The organism is Kitasatospora sp. NPDC093550 (assembly GCF_044764985.1).
Lineage (GTDB): Bacteria > Actinomycetota > Actinomycetes > Streptomycetales > Streptomycetaceae > Kitasatospora.
On the sequence record NZ_JBIWJF010000011.1, the window covers coordinates 42,442 to 58,102 of the forward strand.

Sequence of the window (15,661 nt, forward strand, 5' to 3'; positions counted from 1 at the left end):
GTCGCCCCACCCCCCTCCCGACCTGTTCGGGGCCTCTGCAGTGGAGTCGCTCATGACCGTCAACACGCCTCCGACCGGCGAGGACACCACGCCCGGCAAGAGACGATCCGTGCTGCTGGCCGCCTGCACGGCCACCCTGGCCCTGGCCTTGACGGCCTGCAGCAGCAGCTCTCCCGGCAAGACCAGCAAGGACGGCTTCGCCCAGGCGGCGCAGACCGGCGGGGCCCTCACCGTCTGGGTCGACGCGACCCGGCTGGCCGCCGCCAAGCAGTACCAGGAGCTGCACCCGGAGGTGAAGTTGGACATCGTCTCCTACGACGGTGACGCCAACGGCTCCAACTACCTCCAGACCAAGGTCCAGCTCTTCAACCGGACCGGCAAGGGCTGGCCCGACGTCGTCTTCAGCTCCCAGAACAACGAGGCGAGCTGGGCGGTCGACGCGGGCTTCGCCGCGCCGCTCGACAAGGGCCTGATCCCGGCGGACACCCTGTCCGGCTTCGCCAAGGGCGCCAACGACGTCTGCACCGTGAACGGCACCGTCTACTGCCTGCGCAACGACCTCTCGCAGACGGTGCTCTGGTACAACGCGCCGCTGATGCAGCAGTTCGGCTACACCGTCCCCACGACCTGGGAGGAGTACCAGAAGCTGGGCGAGAAGGTGGCCGCCGAGCACCCGGGCTACCTGGTGGGCGACGCCGGGGACTCCTTCGCCCCCGAGATCTACCTCTGGGCGAGCAAGTGCGGGGCCAACCACATCACCGGTCCCAAGGCCGTCTCGGTGAACACCACCGGCGAGAGCTGCACCAAGATGGCCACGCTCCTGGACGGCCTGATCAAGAACAAGTCCATGTCCATCAGCGGGGTGTTCAGCACCGACTTCGCCAAGAACGAGGCCGACAGGATCCTGCTGATGCCCGGCCCGGCGTGGTTCGGCGGCGCGGTGTTCAAGGACACCCTCAAGGTGCCGGAGAAGACGATCGGCGTGGCCCCGATGCCTCAGTGGCAGGGCGACACCGAGCCGGCCACCGGCAACGTCGGCGGCGGCACCTGGCTGGTCTCGCAGCACTCCGCCCACCTCAAGGCGGCCACCGACTTCCTGACGTGGGTCACCACCGACAACGCCTACCAGGCCCGGAAGTCCCCGGGCTTCCCGGCCTACGCACCCGCCGCGGAGGAGTGGCTCAAGGCGCAGGCGGCCTCCGGGTACTACGCCGGTGACCTCGGCGCCCTCAAGGACGCCTCCTCCCAGGTGTGGCCGGGCTGGGGATCGGGCCAGTTCAGCCAGGAGAGCGTCTGGGCCGCCACGGTCAAGCCCGGCCTGACCCAGGGACAGACCATCGCCTCGCTGCTCCCCGCCTGGCAGGACTCGATCGTCAAGCACGCCCAGTCGTTCGGGTACAAGGTCTCGCAGTGACCGTCACCTCCTCCTCGGTCGGCTCCGGCCGGCGCCGCAGCGGTGCCGGCCGGAGCCGGGCCGGCCTCGCCTTCGTCGCCGGCTACGCGCTGCTGCTGGTCGCCTTCGGCGTCCTCCCGACCGGCTACGCGGTCTACTTCGCCTTCACCGACGCCGGGGGCTCGTTCACCGGCTTCGCCAACTTCGTCTCCACGGCGCAGGACTTCCGCTTCGTGGACGCGCTCGGCCACGTGGCGCTCTACCTGCTGTTCTGGCTGGTCTCGCTGGTGGTGTTCGTGGTCGGGCTGGCGCTGCTGCTGCACCGCCTGTCCTCCGGGCCGATCAGCCGGACGCTGCGCTTCCTCTACTACATCCCCGGGGCGCTGGCGGGCGCCGCGAGCGTGCTGGTGTGGCTGTTCATGCTCGATCCGACGGTGAGTCCGGTCAGTTCGCTGCTGGGGCTGCTGGGGTTCGACACCTTCGGCGAGGTCATCGCGCCCGGCGACCTGCCGGTGCTGTTCACCGCCATCGCCTTCTGGACCGGGGCGGGCGGCTGGATCGTCGTGATGTACGGCGCGCTCGACAACATCCCTCAGGACGTCCTGGAGGCCGCGCGGATCGACGGCGCGAGTGCCTGGCAGACCGCGTGGCACGTGCAGATCCCCATGCTCCGCAAGTGGATCGTCTACATGGTGATCCTCGCCTTCGCGGGCGGAGCGCAACTCTTCGTCGAGCCGCAGCTGCTCTCCCTCGCCAGCGTGGGCGTGGCCGGTCGCGACTACTCGCTCAACCAGCTGACCTACGACTTCGCCTTCCAGATGAACGACGTCAACGGCGCCGCCGCGGTCTCGATGGAGCTCCTGGTGGTCAGCGTGGCGGTCGCCGGCGTGTTCGTCGCACGGTCGGGGTTCTTCGATGCCGACTGACACCGCCGGCACCCCGGCCACCGCCCACGCCCCCACGGAACGGGAGCCGAACGACATGAGCCGAGCTCCACACCGGGCTCCGCGGCGGGCACCCGGTGCCGTACGGAACGCCTCGTACCGGCTGCTGGCCGGCTCCGTCCTCGCGGTGTTCGTGGTGTTCTTCGTGCTGCCGGTGCTCTGGCTCGTCCTCGCGGCGACCAAGACCGATCAGCAACTGGTCCACGGCCACCCGCTCTCCTTCGGCTCCTGGCACGCGCTCAAGGCCAACTGGGACGCCCTGTCGGCCTTCCAGGACGGCGCGATCCTGCAGTGGCTCGGCAACTCCGCCCTGTACGCGGTGATCTCCCTGGTCATCACGCTGTGCGTCTCGGTGCCGGCGGGGTACGCGCTGGCCATGACCGAGTTCCGCGGACGGCGCCTGCTGCTGGTCTCGACCCTGGTCGTGATGCTGATGCCGAGCGCCACGCTGGTGGTGCCGCTGTTCCTGGAGGTCAACGCGGCGCACCTGATCGGCACCCTGTGGTCGATCGTCCTGCCGTACGCGTTCTACCCGTTCGGGGTGTACCTGACGTACATCTACTTCACCACCGCCGTACCGAAGGACCTGCTGGCGGCCGCCCGGATGGACGGCTGCTCCGAGTTCGGCGTGTTCCGCCACGTGGCGCTGCCGCTGGCCACGCCGGTCATCGCGCTCGTGGGCTTCTTCAGCTTCGTCGCCAACTGGACCAACTACTTCCTGCCCTACGTGATGCTCCCCCAGGACGACCAGATGCCCGTCCAGGTGGGCGTCGGCAACCTGCTCAGCAGCGTGCCGCAGTTCAACCCGACCGCCGGTTCGCTCGCGATAGAGCGCCCGCAGCTCGCCCTCGCGACGCTGGTGGCCATCACGCCCGTCCTGGTCGTCTTCCTCTTCGCCCAGCGCTTCCTGGTCAGCGGGATGCTCGCCGGCGCCACCAAGGAATGACGCCCGTGCCGTCACCCCGATCGGAGATCCTCCCCATGTCCCCCAGCTCCACCGACCCTTCCCCGGGCGAGGGCGCCACGGTCTCCCCGGTCGAGATCGCGGCCTCGGTGCCGCTGCTCGAACCGCCCGGCTGGGCGCCCGCGCAGCGCGCGCTGTTCGACCTGCTCGACCACGGCTGGCGCCGCTTCGCCCGTGACTTCACCGGCCCGGACGGCCGGCTGAACTACACCGGCCGGCTGACCACCCGCGACGGCGTGGACGACTTCTACGAGGTGTTCTTCAACTGGCCGCAGCTCTACCTGCTCGGCGGCGCCGACGACCTGCTGGCAGCCAGTGAGAAGCACTGGGAGGGCGTGACCAGGCACCTCACCGAACTGGACATGCTCCGCGACGAGTACGAGCGCGGCTACGACTGGTTCCACCAGGGCGAGAGCCTGCTCCTGTTCTACTTCCTGTGCATGGCCGCCCCGGAGCGCTGGTCGGAGCGCGCCCTGCGGTTCGCCGAGCTGTACGTCGACCCGGTGCACGGCAACTACGACCCCGAGCACAGGATCGTCACCCGCCCGCACAACGGCAGCGACCCCGACCGGCGGGGAGTGTCCGACGGTGACGTCTACCCGTGGCTGCCGAAGGAGGCGGACACCTACGGCTACCCGCTCGAGTGGCTCCCCGAGGCGCAGGACGGCCCGTACCCGCTCTCGGCGGATCCGCGGCTCGGCGCCCAGATGCGGGAGCGGATCGGCGTCGGCGACACCGCGGTCAACCTCGCCGTGGCCGGGCTGGTCCTCAACGCGTGGATCCTGTCCGGCGAGCGGCGCTACCGCGACTGGATCGTCGACTACGTCGGCGCCTGGCGGGAGCGCACCGAGGCGAACGGCGGTCTGATCCCTGACAACGTCGGCCCGGACGGTGTCGTCGGCAGCCGGCTCGAAGGCCGCTGGTACGGCGGCCACTACGGCTGGTCCTGGCCGCACGGCTGGCACAGCGTGGGCCACGCGGCCTGCGTGGCGGCGCTCGCCGCCGCGGTGAGCACCGGGGAGGACGACTACCTCGCGATGGTCGGGACCTCGCTCGACGAGCTCGTCTCCCGGGCGAAGGTGATGCCCTTCGCCGAGGCGGACTCCAGTCTGCCGTCCAAGTGGGCGGTCGAACTCGGCCCGGACCGCGACCGGCCGACGCTCCACCTCCCGTTCCGGCGCAACGACACCGGCTGGTTCGACTACAACCCCGTCACCCTGCCGGTGCCGATGGCGCTGTGGCACCACAGCGCCTCCGACACCGACCGCGCCCGCATCGAGCGGCTGCGCGAGGCGGACGAGCTCGACTGGACCACCGTGCGGTCGTTCCGGGCCAAGGAGGAGTCCGGGCACGAGAAGGCGTGGTTCGCGTTCCTCGCCGGCGACGACCCGGACTACCCCGAGCGGATCCTCGCCGCCGCCCAGGCGCAGGTCCGCCACCGGCTGCGGCGGATCGAGCGCTACCGCGACCTGGAGGTGGAGGAGGCCGACATCCACGTCTGGCAGCAGTGCAACCCGGTGGCCACCGAGGCCCTCGTCCAGCTGACCTGGGGCGGGCCCCAGGTGCTCTACAACGGCGGCCTCCAGCAGGCCCGGCTGCGCTACCACGACGCCGAGGCCCGCCGGGCGGGGCTGCCGCCGGACGTGGCCGCCCTGGTCACCGCCATCGACCCCGGGGCGACCACCGTCGAGCTGGTGAACCTCTCGCCAGAAAAAGATCGGACCATTATCCTTCAGGCGGGTGCCCTCGCCGAGCACAGCATCACCTCGGTCCGGTACACGACGTGCGCGGACGAGGGCTGGATCGGCGACATGTACGACTACGGGCACACCGAGCCGGTGGTCGGCGAGTCGGAAACGGCCTGCGACGGACCCTACCTGACGGTGCGGATGCCCCCTTCCACCAGGATCCGGTTGACGCTCCGGCTGGAGCTGCGCACCCGTACCCCCAGCTATCGTTCGCCCTTCGGCACCTCGGCCGAGGCGCCGAACGCCGAAACATCGGAGGACTCTGCATGAGGCGCTTCGCCCAGACCATCAGGCTCCGCCCGGAGTACCGGGAGAAGTACCTGGAACTGCACTCCGCCGTCTGGCCGGGCGTCGAGGCGGCCCTCCACCGGGCGCGGATCCGCAACTACAGCATCTACCTCCACGGTGACGTGCTGTTCGCCTACTTCGAGTACCACGGCGAGGACTTCGACGCCGACATGGCGGAGCTCGAAGCCGACCCGGTGACCCAGGAGTGGTGGACGCACACCGACCCCTGCCAGGAGCCCTGGCCCGACCGGGGCGACTCCCGCCAGTGGACCGAACTCCCCGAGGTCTGGCACCTGAGCGAGCCCGGCACCCCCACCGCCGACTGACCCGACCCGCACCGGACCGACCCACCCGAACCGGAGCCGCCCGTGATCTTCCCGCCACCCCCGGGACTCATCGACGCCCACCACCACCTGTGGGACCTCGACCGCCGCCCGCAGACCTGGCTCGACGACCCCGATCTCGCCCCGATCCGCCGCACGTTCACGCCCGACGACCTGCGCTCCACCGCCACCCGGGAGGTGGCCGGCCGCCGGCTGCGGGGCACGGTCGTCGTGCAGTGCATCCCGGACGTGCCCGAGACCGAGGACCTGCTCGCGCTCGCCGCACGGGACCCGCTGATCGAGGCCGTGGTCGGCTGGGCGGACCTCACGTCCCCCGCGATCGGTGACGAGCTCGACCGGCTGCTCGCCGGACCGGGCGGCGGCCACCTCCGCTCCCTGCGCCACCTGGTCCAGGGCGAGTCTGACCCGCACTGGCTGCAACGCCCGGACGTCGAAAGCGGCTTGGCGGCGCTCGGCAAGCGCGGGCTGGGCTACGACGTGCTCGTCCGCAGCCACCAGCTCGACCAGGCGATCCGGCTGGCCGAACGCTTCCCGGAGCTGCCCCAGGTGCTCGACCACGCCGGCAAGCCGGACATCGCCGGCGGTGAACTGGCGGACTGGGAGAGCCGGTTGCGCCGGCTGGCCGGGCACCCCCAGGTGGTCTGCAAGGTGTCCGGACTGATCACCGAGGCCGACCACGACACCTGGACCACCGCCGACCTCCGCCCGGTCTGGGACGTCCTGCTGAGCGCCTTCGGTGCCGACCGGCTGATGTTCGGCTCGGACTGGCCGGTGGCGAACCTCGCGGGCGGCTGGAACCGCTGGGCCGCCACCGTGGACGAACTGCTCGACGGGTGCTCCGCCGACGAGACCGCGGCCATCCTCGTGGGCACCGCGACCACGTTCTACCGCCTGACCCGTACCGCATCCGCCCGTACCGAAGAGACCCGGGAACCACGATGACGCTCGCTGTGCGCTACACGGCCGCCCGCACGCTGGACACCGCTCCGGTCGAACCGGCCGAGCCCGGCCCCGGGGAGGTGCTGCTCGCTCCCGCGTACGTCGGGATCTGCGGCACCGATCTGCACATCTTCCACGGCGACATGGACGCCCGGGTCGCCGCCCCCGCCGTCCTGGGCCATGAGATGTCCGGCCGGGTGGTCCGGGTCGGGCCCGGGGTGGAGGGCTGGCGGCCCGGGGACGCGGTGACGGTGATGCCGCTGCGCTGGGACGACACCTGCCCGGCCTGTCTGAGCGGCTACCGGCACGTCTGCCGGAACCTGGACTTCATCGGCATCGACTCGCCGGGTGCGATGCAGCAGCGCTGGACGGTCCCGGCCGACACGCTGGTCCGCCTGCCGGAGTCCCTCCCGCTGGACCGGGCCGCGCTGGTGGAGCCCACCGCCGTGGCCGTGCACGACGTCGGCCGGGCCCAGGTGCTGGCGGGGGAGCGGGTCGTCGTCGTGGGCGGCGGCCCGGTCGGCGTCCTGATCGCGCTGGTCGCGCGGGCGGCCGGGGCCGACGTGCGCGTGGTGGAGCCGAGTGCCCACCGGCGGAAGCTGGCCGAGGAGTCGGGCCTCGCGGCCTGGGACCCGGCGGCCGAGAACGTCGTCGAGGCCGTGCAGGAGTGGACCGGCGGCGCGGGCGCGGACGTCGCGTTCGAGGTGTCCGGCGCGGCGGCCGGGGTCGACACCGCGGTGGAGGTGCTGGGCGTGCGCGGCCGGCTCTGCCTGGTGGCGATCCACCCCCGGCCCCGCGAGGTGAACCTGCACCGCTTCTTCTGGCGCGAACTCACCCTGGTGGGAGCCCGGTTGTACGACCGCTCGGACTTCGAGCGGGCGGTGGCGCTGGTCGCCGACGGCACGATCCCGGCCGAGCGGCTGATCAGCAGGGTCGTGCCGCTCATCGAGGCGCCCGCGGCCTTCGAGGCCCTGGAAGGCGGCGGCGACGTGATGAAGATCCTGGTGGACTGCACCGACGACACCCGGGGAGCGACCGCGTGAACGCCTTCGAGCTGACCGGGAGGCTCGCCGTCGTCACCGGCGCCCGGCGGGGCATCGGCCGGGCCATGGCCCGCGCCCTGGCGGAGGCCGGCGCGGACGTCATCGGCGTCAGCGCCACCCTGGAGGAGAGCGGCAGCGAGGTGGAGAAGGACGTCCTGGCCGCCGGCCGCACCTTCGAGGCGCTGCGCGCCGACTTCGCCGACCCGGACGCGGTGCGCGCCCTGGGCGCGGACCTCGCGGGCCGCGAGCGGCCGGTGGACATCCTGGTCAACAACGCCGGCACCATCCGCCGCGCCCCCGCCGCCGAACACCCCGACGAGGACTGGGACCTGGTGCTCCAGGTCAACCTGAGCGCCCAGTTCGCGCTGGCCCGGGCAGTCGGTGCGGCGATGGTCGCCCGCGGCCAAGGGAAGATCATCTTCACCGCCTCACTGCTCAGCTTCCAGGGCGGCATCACGGTGCCCGGGTACACCGCGGCCAAGCACGGGGTCGCCGGTCTGACCAAGGCGCTGGCCAACGAATGGGCCGGGCGCGGCGTCAACGTCAACGCCATCGCGCCGGGCTACATCGCCACCGACAACACCGCCGCGCTGCAGGCCGATCCGGTGCGCAACACGGCGATCCTGGAGCGGATCCCGGCCGGTCGCTGGGGCCGGGCGGACGACCTGGCCGGCGCCACCGTCTTCCTGGCCTCGGACGCCGCCGCCTACGTGCACGGCACCGTCCTGCCCGTCGACGGCGGATGGCTGGGCCGTTGACCGGCGACCCGAGCGCAGACCCGACCCCGGACCCGACCCCGGACCCGACCGCAGACCTCGCCGCCGTCCTGGCCGGCGCCCGCGTCCTGCCGGTGCTGACCGTGCGCGAACCCGGCGCGGCGGAGCCGCTGGCCGAGGCGCTCAGCGCGGGCGGCGCCCGCTGCGCGGAGGTCACCTTCCGCACCCCGGCCGCCGAGCAGGTGCTCAAGGCGATGGCGGCGCACGGCGGCCTGACCGTCGGCGCCGGCACCGTGCTCACCGCCGAGCAGGCGGAACGCGCGGTGGCGGCCGGGGCCCGGTTCGTCGTCTCGCCCGGCCTGGACGAGGACGTGGTGGCCAGGTGCCGGCAGCTGGGCGTGCCGGTGGTGCCCGGCATCGCCACCGCCACCGAGCTGATGCGGGCCCTGCGGGCCGGCATCACCACCGTCAAGCTCTTCCCCGCCGAGCCCCTCGGCGGCCTGCCCGCCCTCCGCGCGCTCGCCGCGCCCTTCCCGGACGTGCGGTTCGTCCCGACCGGCGGGATCGGCCCCGGCGGTCTGACCGGCTACCTCGCCGAGCCCGCGGTCCTCGCCGTCGGCGGCAGCTGGATGGCCACGCCCGCGCACCTGGACACCGGCGCCTACGCGGAGATCCGCCGACTGACGGCCCAGGCCGTGGAAGTGGGTGCGCCGTGACCGAGGTGGTGGCGCTCGGCGAGGTCATGCTGCGGTTCGACCCGGAGGAGGGGCGGATCAGTACCGCCCGGACCTTCCGGGTGTGGGAGGGCGGCGGCGAGTACAACGTCGCCCGCGCGCTGCGCCGCTGCTTCGGACGGCGCACGGCCGTCGTCACCGCGCTCGCCGACAACGCGGTGGGACGGCTCGTCGAGGACCTGATCCTGCAGGGCGGGGTCGACACCTCCCTGATCCGCTGGGTGGCCGACGACGGCATCGGCCGCAGCGCCCGGAACGGTCTCAACTTCGTCGAGCGGGGCTTCGGCATCCGCGGCGCCCTCGGGGTCAGCGACCGTGCCCACACGGCCGCCTCCCAGCTGCGCACCGGGGAGGTCGACTGGGACACGGTCTTCGCCGCGGGGGTGCGCTGGTTCCACACCGGCGGCATCTTCGCCGGCCTGTCCGACACCACCGCCGACGTCGCCGAGGAGGCGATGACGGCGGCCCGCCGGCACGGACTCACCGTCTCCTACGACCCCAACTACCGCCCGAGCCTCTGGGCCGGCCGCGGCGGGCCGCAGCGCGCCCGCGAGACCGACCTGCGGCTCGCCCGCCACGCCGACGTCATCGTCGGCGCCCTCGGGCTCGCGGGCAGCCACCCCGGGGCCGACCGATTCGGCGCCGACGAGGTGCCCGACGCCCTGGCCTCGGTGGCCGGTCTGCTCCCCGGGGCGCGGGTGCTGGCGACGACCCTGCGCGAGGTCCCCTCGGCCGGGGTGAACGACTGGACCTCGGCCGCCTGGTCGTCCGCGACCGGTCACGTCACCGGACCCTCGATGCCCGGACTGCACGTCCTGGACCGGATCGGCTCCGGCGACGGCTTCGCCGCCGGCCTCGTCCACGGCCTGCTCGCCGACGCCGGTCTGGAGCGCGCCCTCGCGTACGGCACGGCCCTCGGCGCCCTCACCATGACCACGCCGGGCGACGTCGCCATGGCCTCGCTCGCCGAGGTCGAGGCACTGCTCGCGGGCGCCTCCGCCGCCGTCAGACGCTGACGGCCTCCTCAGTTCCGCTATCGAGTTGGGAGTCCCCATGAAACTGCTTCGGATCGGAGACCCGGGATCGGAGATCCCGGCGGTCCTCGCCGAGGACGGCCGGGTGTTCGCGCTGTCGGAGCTGACCGGCGACATCGACGGGGAGTTCCTCGCCTCCGGAGGGATCGACCGGGTCCGGGCCGCCCTGGCCGAGGGCTCCCTGCCCGCGGTGGACACGGCGGGACTGCGGGTCGGGGCGCCCGTCGCCCGTCCGGGCAAGGTGGTGTGCATCGGCCTCAACTACCGCGACCACGCCGAGGAGACCGGCGCCGCCGTGCCCGAGCGGCCGGTGGTGTTCCTGAAGGACCCGTCCACGGTGGTCGGCCCGTACGACCCGGTGCTGATCCCACGCGGCTCGGTCAAGACCGACTGGGAGGTGGAACTCGCCGTGGTGATCGGCCGCGAGGCCCGCTACCTGGCGAGCCCGGGCGACGCACCGGCGCACATCGCGGGTTACGCGATCAGCAACGACGTCTCGGAGCGGGAGTTCCAGCTGGAGTACTCCGCGCAGTGGGACCTCGGCAAGTCCTGCGAGACCTTCAACCCGCTCGGCCCCTGGCTGGTCACCCCCGACGAGGCCGGCGACCCGAGGGCCCTCGGCCTGCACCTGGCCGTGAACGGTCGGACGAGGCAGAGCGGCGACACCGAGAACATGGTCTTCGACGTCGCCTACCTGGTCTGGTACCTCAGCCGGTTCATGGTGCTGCACCCGGGCGACGTCATCAACACCGGCACCCCGGCCGGTGTGGCCCTCGGCCTGCCGGGCACCCCCTACCTGCGCGAGGGCGACACCGTCGAGCTGTCCATCGACGGCCTCGGCACCCAGCGCCAGACCTTCGTCCACGCGTGAGGGGCACCGGTATGACGACGAAGGACCTCGAAGGCCTCTCGGCCGTGGTCACCGGCGGCGCGTCCGGGATCGGCCTGGCCACCGCGTCCCTGCTCGCGGAGCGCGGCGCGGGGGTGGCCGTGCTCGACCTCCACCCCGGTTCCGTGCCGGAGCCCCTGCTGGGCTTCTCCACCGACGTCACCGACGACGCCTCCGTGCGCACCGCCGTCCAGGCGGCCGCCCGAGTCCTCGGCGGGATCGACATCCTGGTCAACAACGCCGGGATCGGCGCCATCGGCACGGTGGCGGACAACCCGGACGAGCAGTGGCAGCGCGTCCTGGACGTCAACCTGCTCGGCGTGGTCCGCACCACCCGTACCGCACTGCCGTACCTGCGCCGCTCCGCCCACGCCTCGGTGGTCAACCTCGGCTCGATCGTGATCACGACGGGTCTGCCGCAGCGCGCGCTGTACGCGGCCAGCAAGGGCGCGGTCCTCGCCCTGACCCTGTCCATGGCCGCCGACCACGTGCGCGAGGGCATCCGGTTCAACTGCGTCAGCCCCGGCACCGTGGACACCCCGTGGGTCGGCCGGCTGCTCGACGCCGCCGACGACCCCGCCGCCGAACGCGCCGCCCTCGACGCCCGTCAGCCCCACGGGCGCCTGGTCACCCCCGAGGAGGTGGCCGCCGCCATCGCCTACCTCGCCTCCCCGGCCGCCGCGAGCACCACCGGGACGGTCCTGCAGGTCGACGGCGGCATGGCCAACCTGCGCCTGCGGGCGGAGGCCGCGCGGTGAGCCCGCGCCCGCGGCCGCTGGGCCGGAGCGAGGTGGCGGTCAGCGAACTCGCCTTCGGCGCGGCGGGCATCGGCAACCTGTTCACACCGGTGACGGACGAGCAGGCCCTGGAGGCCGTCGACGCCGCCTGGGACGCGGGCGTCCGCTCCTTCGACACCGCCCCGCACTACGGACTCGGCCTGTCCGAGCGGCGGCTCGGACAGGCCCTGCGGGGCCGCCCCCGCGACGAGTACACGCTCTCCACCAAGGTCGGCCGACTGCTGCGCCCGGCCCCCGCACCCCACGGCGACGACCTCGCCGACGGCTTCGCGGTGCCCGCCACCCACCGACGGGTCTGGGACTTCAGCGCCGCGGGCGTGCGTCGCTCGATCGAGGAAAGCCTGGAACGGCTCGGCCTGGACCGGATCGACATCGCCTACCTGCACGACCCCGACGACCACGCGGAGCAGGCCCTCACCGAGGCCTACCCGGAACTGGAACGCCTGCGCGCCGAGGGCCTGCTCGGCGCGATCGGCGTCGGCATGAACCAGGCCGACCTGCCCGCCCGGTTCGTCCGCGAGACCGACGTCGACGCCGTCCTGCTGGCCGGCCGCTACAGCCTGCTGGACCAACGCGGCCTCGCCGAACTGCTGCCGCTCGCCGCCGAACACGGCGTGGGCGTCGTCGTGGGCGGGGTCTTCAACTCCGGCCTGCTCGCCGACCCGAAGCCCGGCGCCACCTTCGACTACGCCACCGCACCCGACGAACTCCTCGACCGGGCCCTGCGGTTGAAGGAGGTGTGCGAGAACCACGGCGTGCCGCTGCGTGCCGCAGCGCTCCGCTTCCCCTTCGGGCACCCCGCCGTCGCCTCGGTCCTCGTCGGCACCCGCAACGCCACCGAGGTCCGGGACGCCGCCGCGATGCTCCGCCACCGCGTCCCGGACACGCTCTGGACGGAGCTCAAGGAACGCGGGCTGCTGCCGCCGGGCGTCCCCACCCCGAGGGAGGAGCGCTGATGCGCGTCGCGCTGTTCATCACCTGCTTCAACGACACCATGTTCCCCGGGACCGGCCGCGCCGTGGTGAGCGTCCTCGAACGGCTCGGCCACACGGTCGAGTTCCCGCAGGAGCAGAGCTGCTGCGGACAGATGCACGTCAACACCGGCTACCGTACGGACGCCGTCCCGCTGATGGCCCGGTTCACCCGCGTCTTCGCCGACTACGACGCGGTGGTCACCCCGTCCGCCTCCTGCGCCGGGCTCGTCCGGGAGCAGCACCCCGTGCTCGCCGAGGAGTACAGTCCGCCGCAGCTGCGCCGGCAGGTCGCCGAACTGGGGCCGCGGATCCACGAGTTCACCGAGTTCCTGACCGACGTCCTGGGCGTCACCGACGTCGGAGCCCGCTTCCCGCACCGGGTCGCCTACCACCCCACCTGCCACTCCCTGCGGGGACTGCGGCTGGGGGACCGCCCGGAGCGGCTGCTGCGGGCGGTGAAGGACCTGGACCTGGTGGAGCTCCCGGGCGCAGACTCCTGCTGCGGCTTCGGCGGCACCTTCGCCGTCAAGAACGCGGACACCTCCGCCGCGATGCTCGCCGACAAGACGCGCCGCGTCCTGGAGAGCGGCGCCGAGGTGCTGTGCGCGGCCGACAACTCCTGCCTGGTGCACATCGGCGGCGGACTCTCCCGGCAGGGCTCCCCGGTTCGCACCCTGCACCTGGCCGAGATCCTGGCCGGTACGGAAGGCGGCCGGCGGTGAGTACCCGAGGAGTCGTCTGGCTCGGCTCGCCCCCCCTTCCCCGAGGCGGCGCGCGAGGCGCTGAAGGACGGGCAACTGCGCGCCAACCTGAAGCGCGCCACCACCACGATCCGCGACAAGCGGCTCGCGGTCGCCTCGGAGCTGGACGACTGGGAGGAACTGCGGGCCGCCGCCGAGGCGGTCAAGAAGCGCACGGCCCGTCACCTCGACCGCTACCTGGTCGCGTTGGAGGAGTCCGTCACCGCGGCCGGCGGCACGGTGCACTGGGCCTCGGACGCCGCGGAGGCCAACCGGATCGTCACCGAACTCGTCCGCGCCACGGGGGAGTCGGAGGTGGTGAAGGTCAAGTCGATGGCGACCCAGGAGATCGGCCTCAACGAGCACCTCGCGGAGGCCGGCATCACCGCGTACGAGACCGACCTCGCCGAGCTGATCGTCCAGCTGGGCGACGACCGGCCCTCGCACATCCTGGTCCCCGCCATCCACCGGAACCGCACCGAGATCCGCGCGCTCTTCGCCGCCGAGATGGGCCGCTGGGGCGAGCCCGCACCCGAGGGTCTCACCGACGAGCCCGCCGAACTCGCCGAGGCGGCCCGGCGGCACCTGCGGGAGAAGTTCCTCGGTGCCAGGGTCGCCGTCTCCGGCGCCAACTTCGCCTGCGCCGACACCGGCACCGTCGTCGTGGTCGAATCCGAGGGCAACGGCCGGATGTGCCTGACCCTGCCGGAGACCCTGATCACCGTCATGGGCATCGAGAAGGTCGTCCCGACCTGGAGCGACCTGGAGGTCTTCCTCCAGCTCCTGCCGCGGTCGTCCACCGGCGAGCGGATGAACCCGTACACCTCCACCTGGACCGGCACCACCGAGGGCGACGGGCCGCGGGACTTCCACCTCGTGCTGCTCGACAACGGCCGCACCGACACCCTCGCCGACACCGTCGGCCGCCAGGCCCTCGCCTGCATCCGGTGCTCCGCCTGCCTCAACGTCTGCCCGGTCTTCGAACGCACCGGCGGCCACGCCTACGGCTCGGTCTACCCCGGCCCGATCGGCGCCGTCCTCACCCCGCAGCTCGTCGGCGTCGACCGGGCCGCCGACCTGCCCTTCGCCTCCACCCTCTGCGGGGCCTGCTACGACGCCTGCCCGGTGAAGATCGACATCCCGAGGCTGCTGGTCCACCTGCGGGCCAAGGCGGTCGAGGCGAAGAAGCCGCGGGCGGAGGCCCTGGCGATGAAGGCCGCCGCCGCCGTCCTCGACTCCCCGCGACTGCTGGGCGCGGCGCAGAAGGCCGCGGCGCTCGGCGGTCGGGCGCTGGCCCGGGGCGGCCGGATCGGCCGACTGCCCGGGCCGCTGCACCGCTGGTCCGACAGCCGCGACACCCCCGCGCCGCCCGCCGAGTCCTTCCGCAGCTGGTGGCGCAGGAACCGGGAGGGCGCATGACCACCCGCGAGACCGTCCTCGCCCGGATCCGGGCCGCGCTCGCCGACGTCCCCGCCGAGGAGTCGCCCGAGGACGTCCCCGTGCCCCGCGACTACCGGCGCCGCCACACCGCCGACGGCCAGGACACCGTCGCCCTGTTCGCCGAGCGGGTCGCCGACTACCGCGCGACCGTCACCCGGACCGACCCGGCCGGGCTGTCCGACGCGATCGCCGCCGCGCTCAGCGCACGCGGTGCCACCCGCCTCGCCGTCCCCGAGGGCTTCCCGGACGACGTGCTGCCGTCCGGCGCCTGGCAGTGGCACCGGGAACCCCTCGACGTCCCCGCCCTGGACGCCCTGGACGGCTCCCTCACCCTCGCCGCCGTCGGCATCGCCGTCACCGGCACCATCGTCCTGGACACCGGGCCCGGTCAGGGCCGACGCGCCCTCACCCTCGTGCCGGACTACCACCTGTGCGTCGTCCGCGCCGAGCAGATCGCCGACGACGTCCCCGACGCCCTCGCCCGCCTCGACCCGACCCGCCCGCTCACCTTCGTCTCCGGTCCGTCCGCCACCAGCGACATCGAGCTCGACCGCGTGGAGGGCGTGCACGGCCCCCGCACCCTGGACGTCATCGTCGTCGACGCCGGGACGTCGGAACCGCCCTGACGTCCGACCCGGGCGAGCCCAGCGGCCCCCGCGAGCCACCGCCCCCAG

Annotated in this window: 16 protein-coding genes; all 16 read left to right on the forward strand. The window is 73.1% G+C overall.

Annotated features, from left to right (window positions below; all coding sequences use genetic code 11):
• Window positions 1-52: 52 nt before the first annotated feature.
• The 16 genes from ACIRD3_RS19220 to ACIRD3_RS19295 are packed head-to-tail and all read left to right on the forward strand — an operon-like array spanning window position 53 to window position 15,613.
• Window positions 53-1,414, forward strand: a complete 1,362-nt coding sequence (locus ACIRD3_RS19220; RefSeq protein ID WP_402217816.1) for an ABC transporter substrate-binding protein — start codon at window positions 53-55, stop codon at window positions 1,412-1,414.
• The gene (locus ACIRD3_RS19225; RefSeq protein ID WP_402217819.1) at window positions 1,411-2,319 is read left to right on the forward strand and encodes a carbohydrate ABC transporter permease; all 909 of its coding nucleotides are present in this window, start codon (window positions 1,411-1,413) and stop codon (window positions 2,317-2,319) included. The genes ACIRD3_RS19220 and ACIRD3_RS19225 overlap by 4 nt, the downstream gene beginning before the upstream one ends.
• A gap of 55 nt (window positions 2,320-2,374) precedes the next feature.
• Complete coding sequence (locus tag ACIRD3_RS19230; RefSeq protein WP_402217822.1) at window positions 2,375-3,283, forward strand: carbohydrate ABC transporter permease; 909 nt, start codon at window positions 2,375-2,377, stop codon at window positions 3,281-3,283.
• Window positions 3,284-3,318: 35 nt separating this feature from the next.
• A complete protein-coding gene (locus ACIRD3_RS19235) occupies window positions 3,319-5,319 on the forward strand; it encodes a hypothetical protein (RefSeq protein WP_402217825.1) in 2,001 nt (666 codons plus the stop codon).
• On the forward strand, window positions 5,316-5,663 hold the full coding sequence (locus ACIRD3_RS19240) for an L-rhamnose mutarotase (RefSeq protein ID WP_402217827.1): 348 nt from the start codon (window positions 5,316-5,318) through the stop codon (window positions 5,661-5,663). Before ACIRD3_RS19235 ends, ACIRD3_RS19240 begins: the two co-directional genes overlap by 4 nt.
• 42 nt (window positions 5,664-5,705) lie before the next feature.
• Window positions 5,706-6,623 (forward strand): amidohydrolase family protein, encoded by a 918-nt coding sequence (locus ACIRD3_RS19245; RefSeq protein ID WP_402217830.1) that lies wholly within the window; start codon window positions 5,706-5,708, stop codon window positions 6,621-6,623.
• Window positions 6,620-7,663 carry a zinc-binding dehydrogenase gene (locus ACIRD3_RS19250; RefSeq protein ID WP_402217833.1) on the forward strand — a complete coding sequence of 348 codons (1,044 nt, stop codon included), beginning with the start codon at window positions 6,620-6,622 and terminating at the stop codon, window positions 7,661-7,663. The genes ACIRD3_RS19245 and ACIRD3_RS19250 overlap by 4 nt, the downstream gene beginning before the upstream one ends.
• On the forward strand, window positions 7,660-8,421 hold the full coding sequence (locus ACIRD3_RS19255) for an SDR family oxidoreductase (protein WP_402217835.1): 762 nt from the start codon (window positions 7,660-7,662) through the stop codon (window positions 8,419-8,421). Before ACIRD3_RS19250 ends, ACIRD3_RS19255 begins: the two co-directional genes overlap by 4 nt.
• On the forward strand, window positions 8,418-9,095 hold the full coding sequence (eda, locus tag ACIRD3_RS19260) for a bifunctional 4-hydroxy-2-oxoglutarate aldolase/2-dehydro-3-deoxy-phosphogluconate aldolase (RefSeq protein ID WP_402217837.1): 678 nt from the start codon (window positions 8,418-8,420) through the stop codon (window positions 9,093-9,095). The genes ACIRD3_RS19255 and eda overlap by 4 nt, the downstream gene beginning before the upstream one ends.
• Window positions 9,092-10,129 carry a PfkB family carbohydrate kinase gene (locus tag ACIRD3_RS19265; protein WP_402217840.1) on the forward strand — a complete coding sequence of 346 codons (1,038 nt, stop codon included), beginning with the start codon at window positions 9,092-9,094 and terminating at the stop codon, window positions 10,127-10,129. Before eda ends, ACIRD3_RS19265 begins: the two co-directional genes overlap by 4 nt.
• Window positions 10,130-10,166: 37 nt before the next feature.
• Complete coding sequence (locus ACIRD3_RS19270; protein ID WP_402217843.1) at window positions 10,167-11,018, forward strand: fumarylacetoacetate hydrolase family protein; 852 nt, start codon at window positions 10,167-10,169, stop codon at window positions 11,016-11,018.
• An 11-nt stretch (window positions 11,019-11,029) separates the two neighbouring features.
• On the forward strand, window positions 11,030-11,794 hold the full coding sequence (locus ACIRD3_RS19275) for an SDR family NAD(P)-dependent oxidoreductase (protein ID WP_402217845.1): 765 nt from the start codon (window positions 11,030-11,032) through the stop codon (window positions 11,792-11,794).
• Window positions 11,791-12,789: an aldo/keto reductase gene (locus ACIRD3_RS19280; protein ID WP_402217846.1), complete on the forward strand. Its 999-nt coding sequence runs from the start codon at window positions 11,791-11,793 to the stop codon at window positions 12,787-12,789. Before ACIRD3_RS19275 ends, ACIRD3_RS19280 begins: the two co-directional genes overlap by 4 nt.
• On the forward strand, window positions 12,789-13,529 hold the full coding sequence (locus ACIRD3_RS19285; protein ID WP_402217849.1) for a (Fe-S)-binding protein: 741 nt from the start codon (window positions 12,789-12,791) through the stop codon (window positions 13,527-13,529). The genes ACIRD3_RS19280 and ACIRD3_RS19285 overlap by 1 nt, the downstream gene beginning before the upstream one ends.
• Before the next feature lie 60 nt (window positions 13,530-13,589).
• On the forward strand, window positions 13,590-14,966 hold the full coding sequence (locus tag ACIRD3_RS19290; RefSeq protein ID WP_402218273.1) for a LutB/LldF family L-lactate oxidation iron-sulfur protein: 1,377 nt from the start codon (window positions 13,590-13,592) through the stop codon (window positions 14,964-14,966).
• Entirely contained in the window at window positions 14,963-15,613 is a 651-nt protein-coding gene (locus ACIRD3_RS19295; protein WP_402217852.1) for a lactate utilization protein C, read from the forward strand. The genes ACIRD3_RS19290 and ACIRD3_RS19295 overlap by 4 nt, the downstream gene beginning before the upstream one ends.
• Window positions 15,614-15,661: the final 48 nt, after the last annotated feature.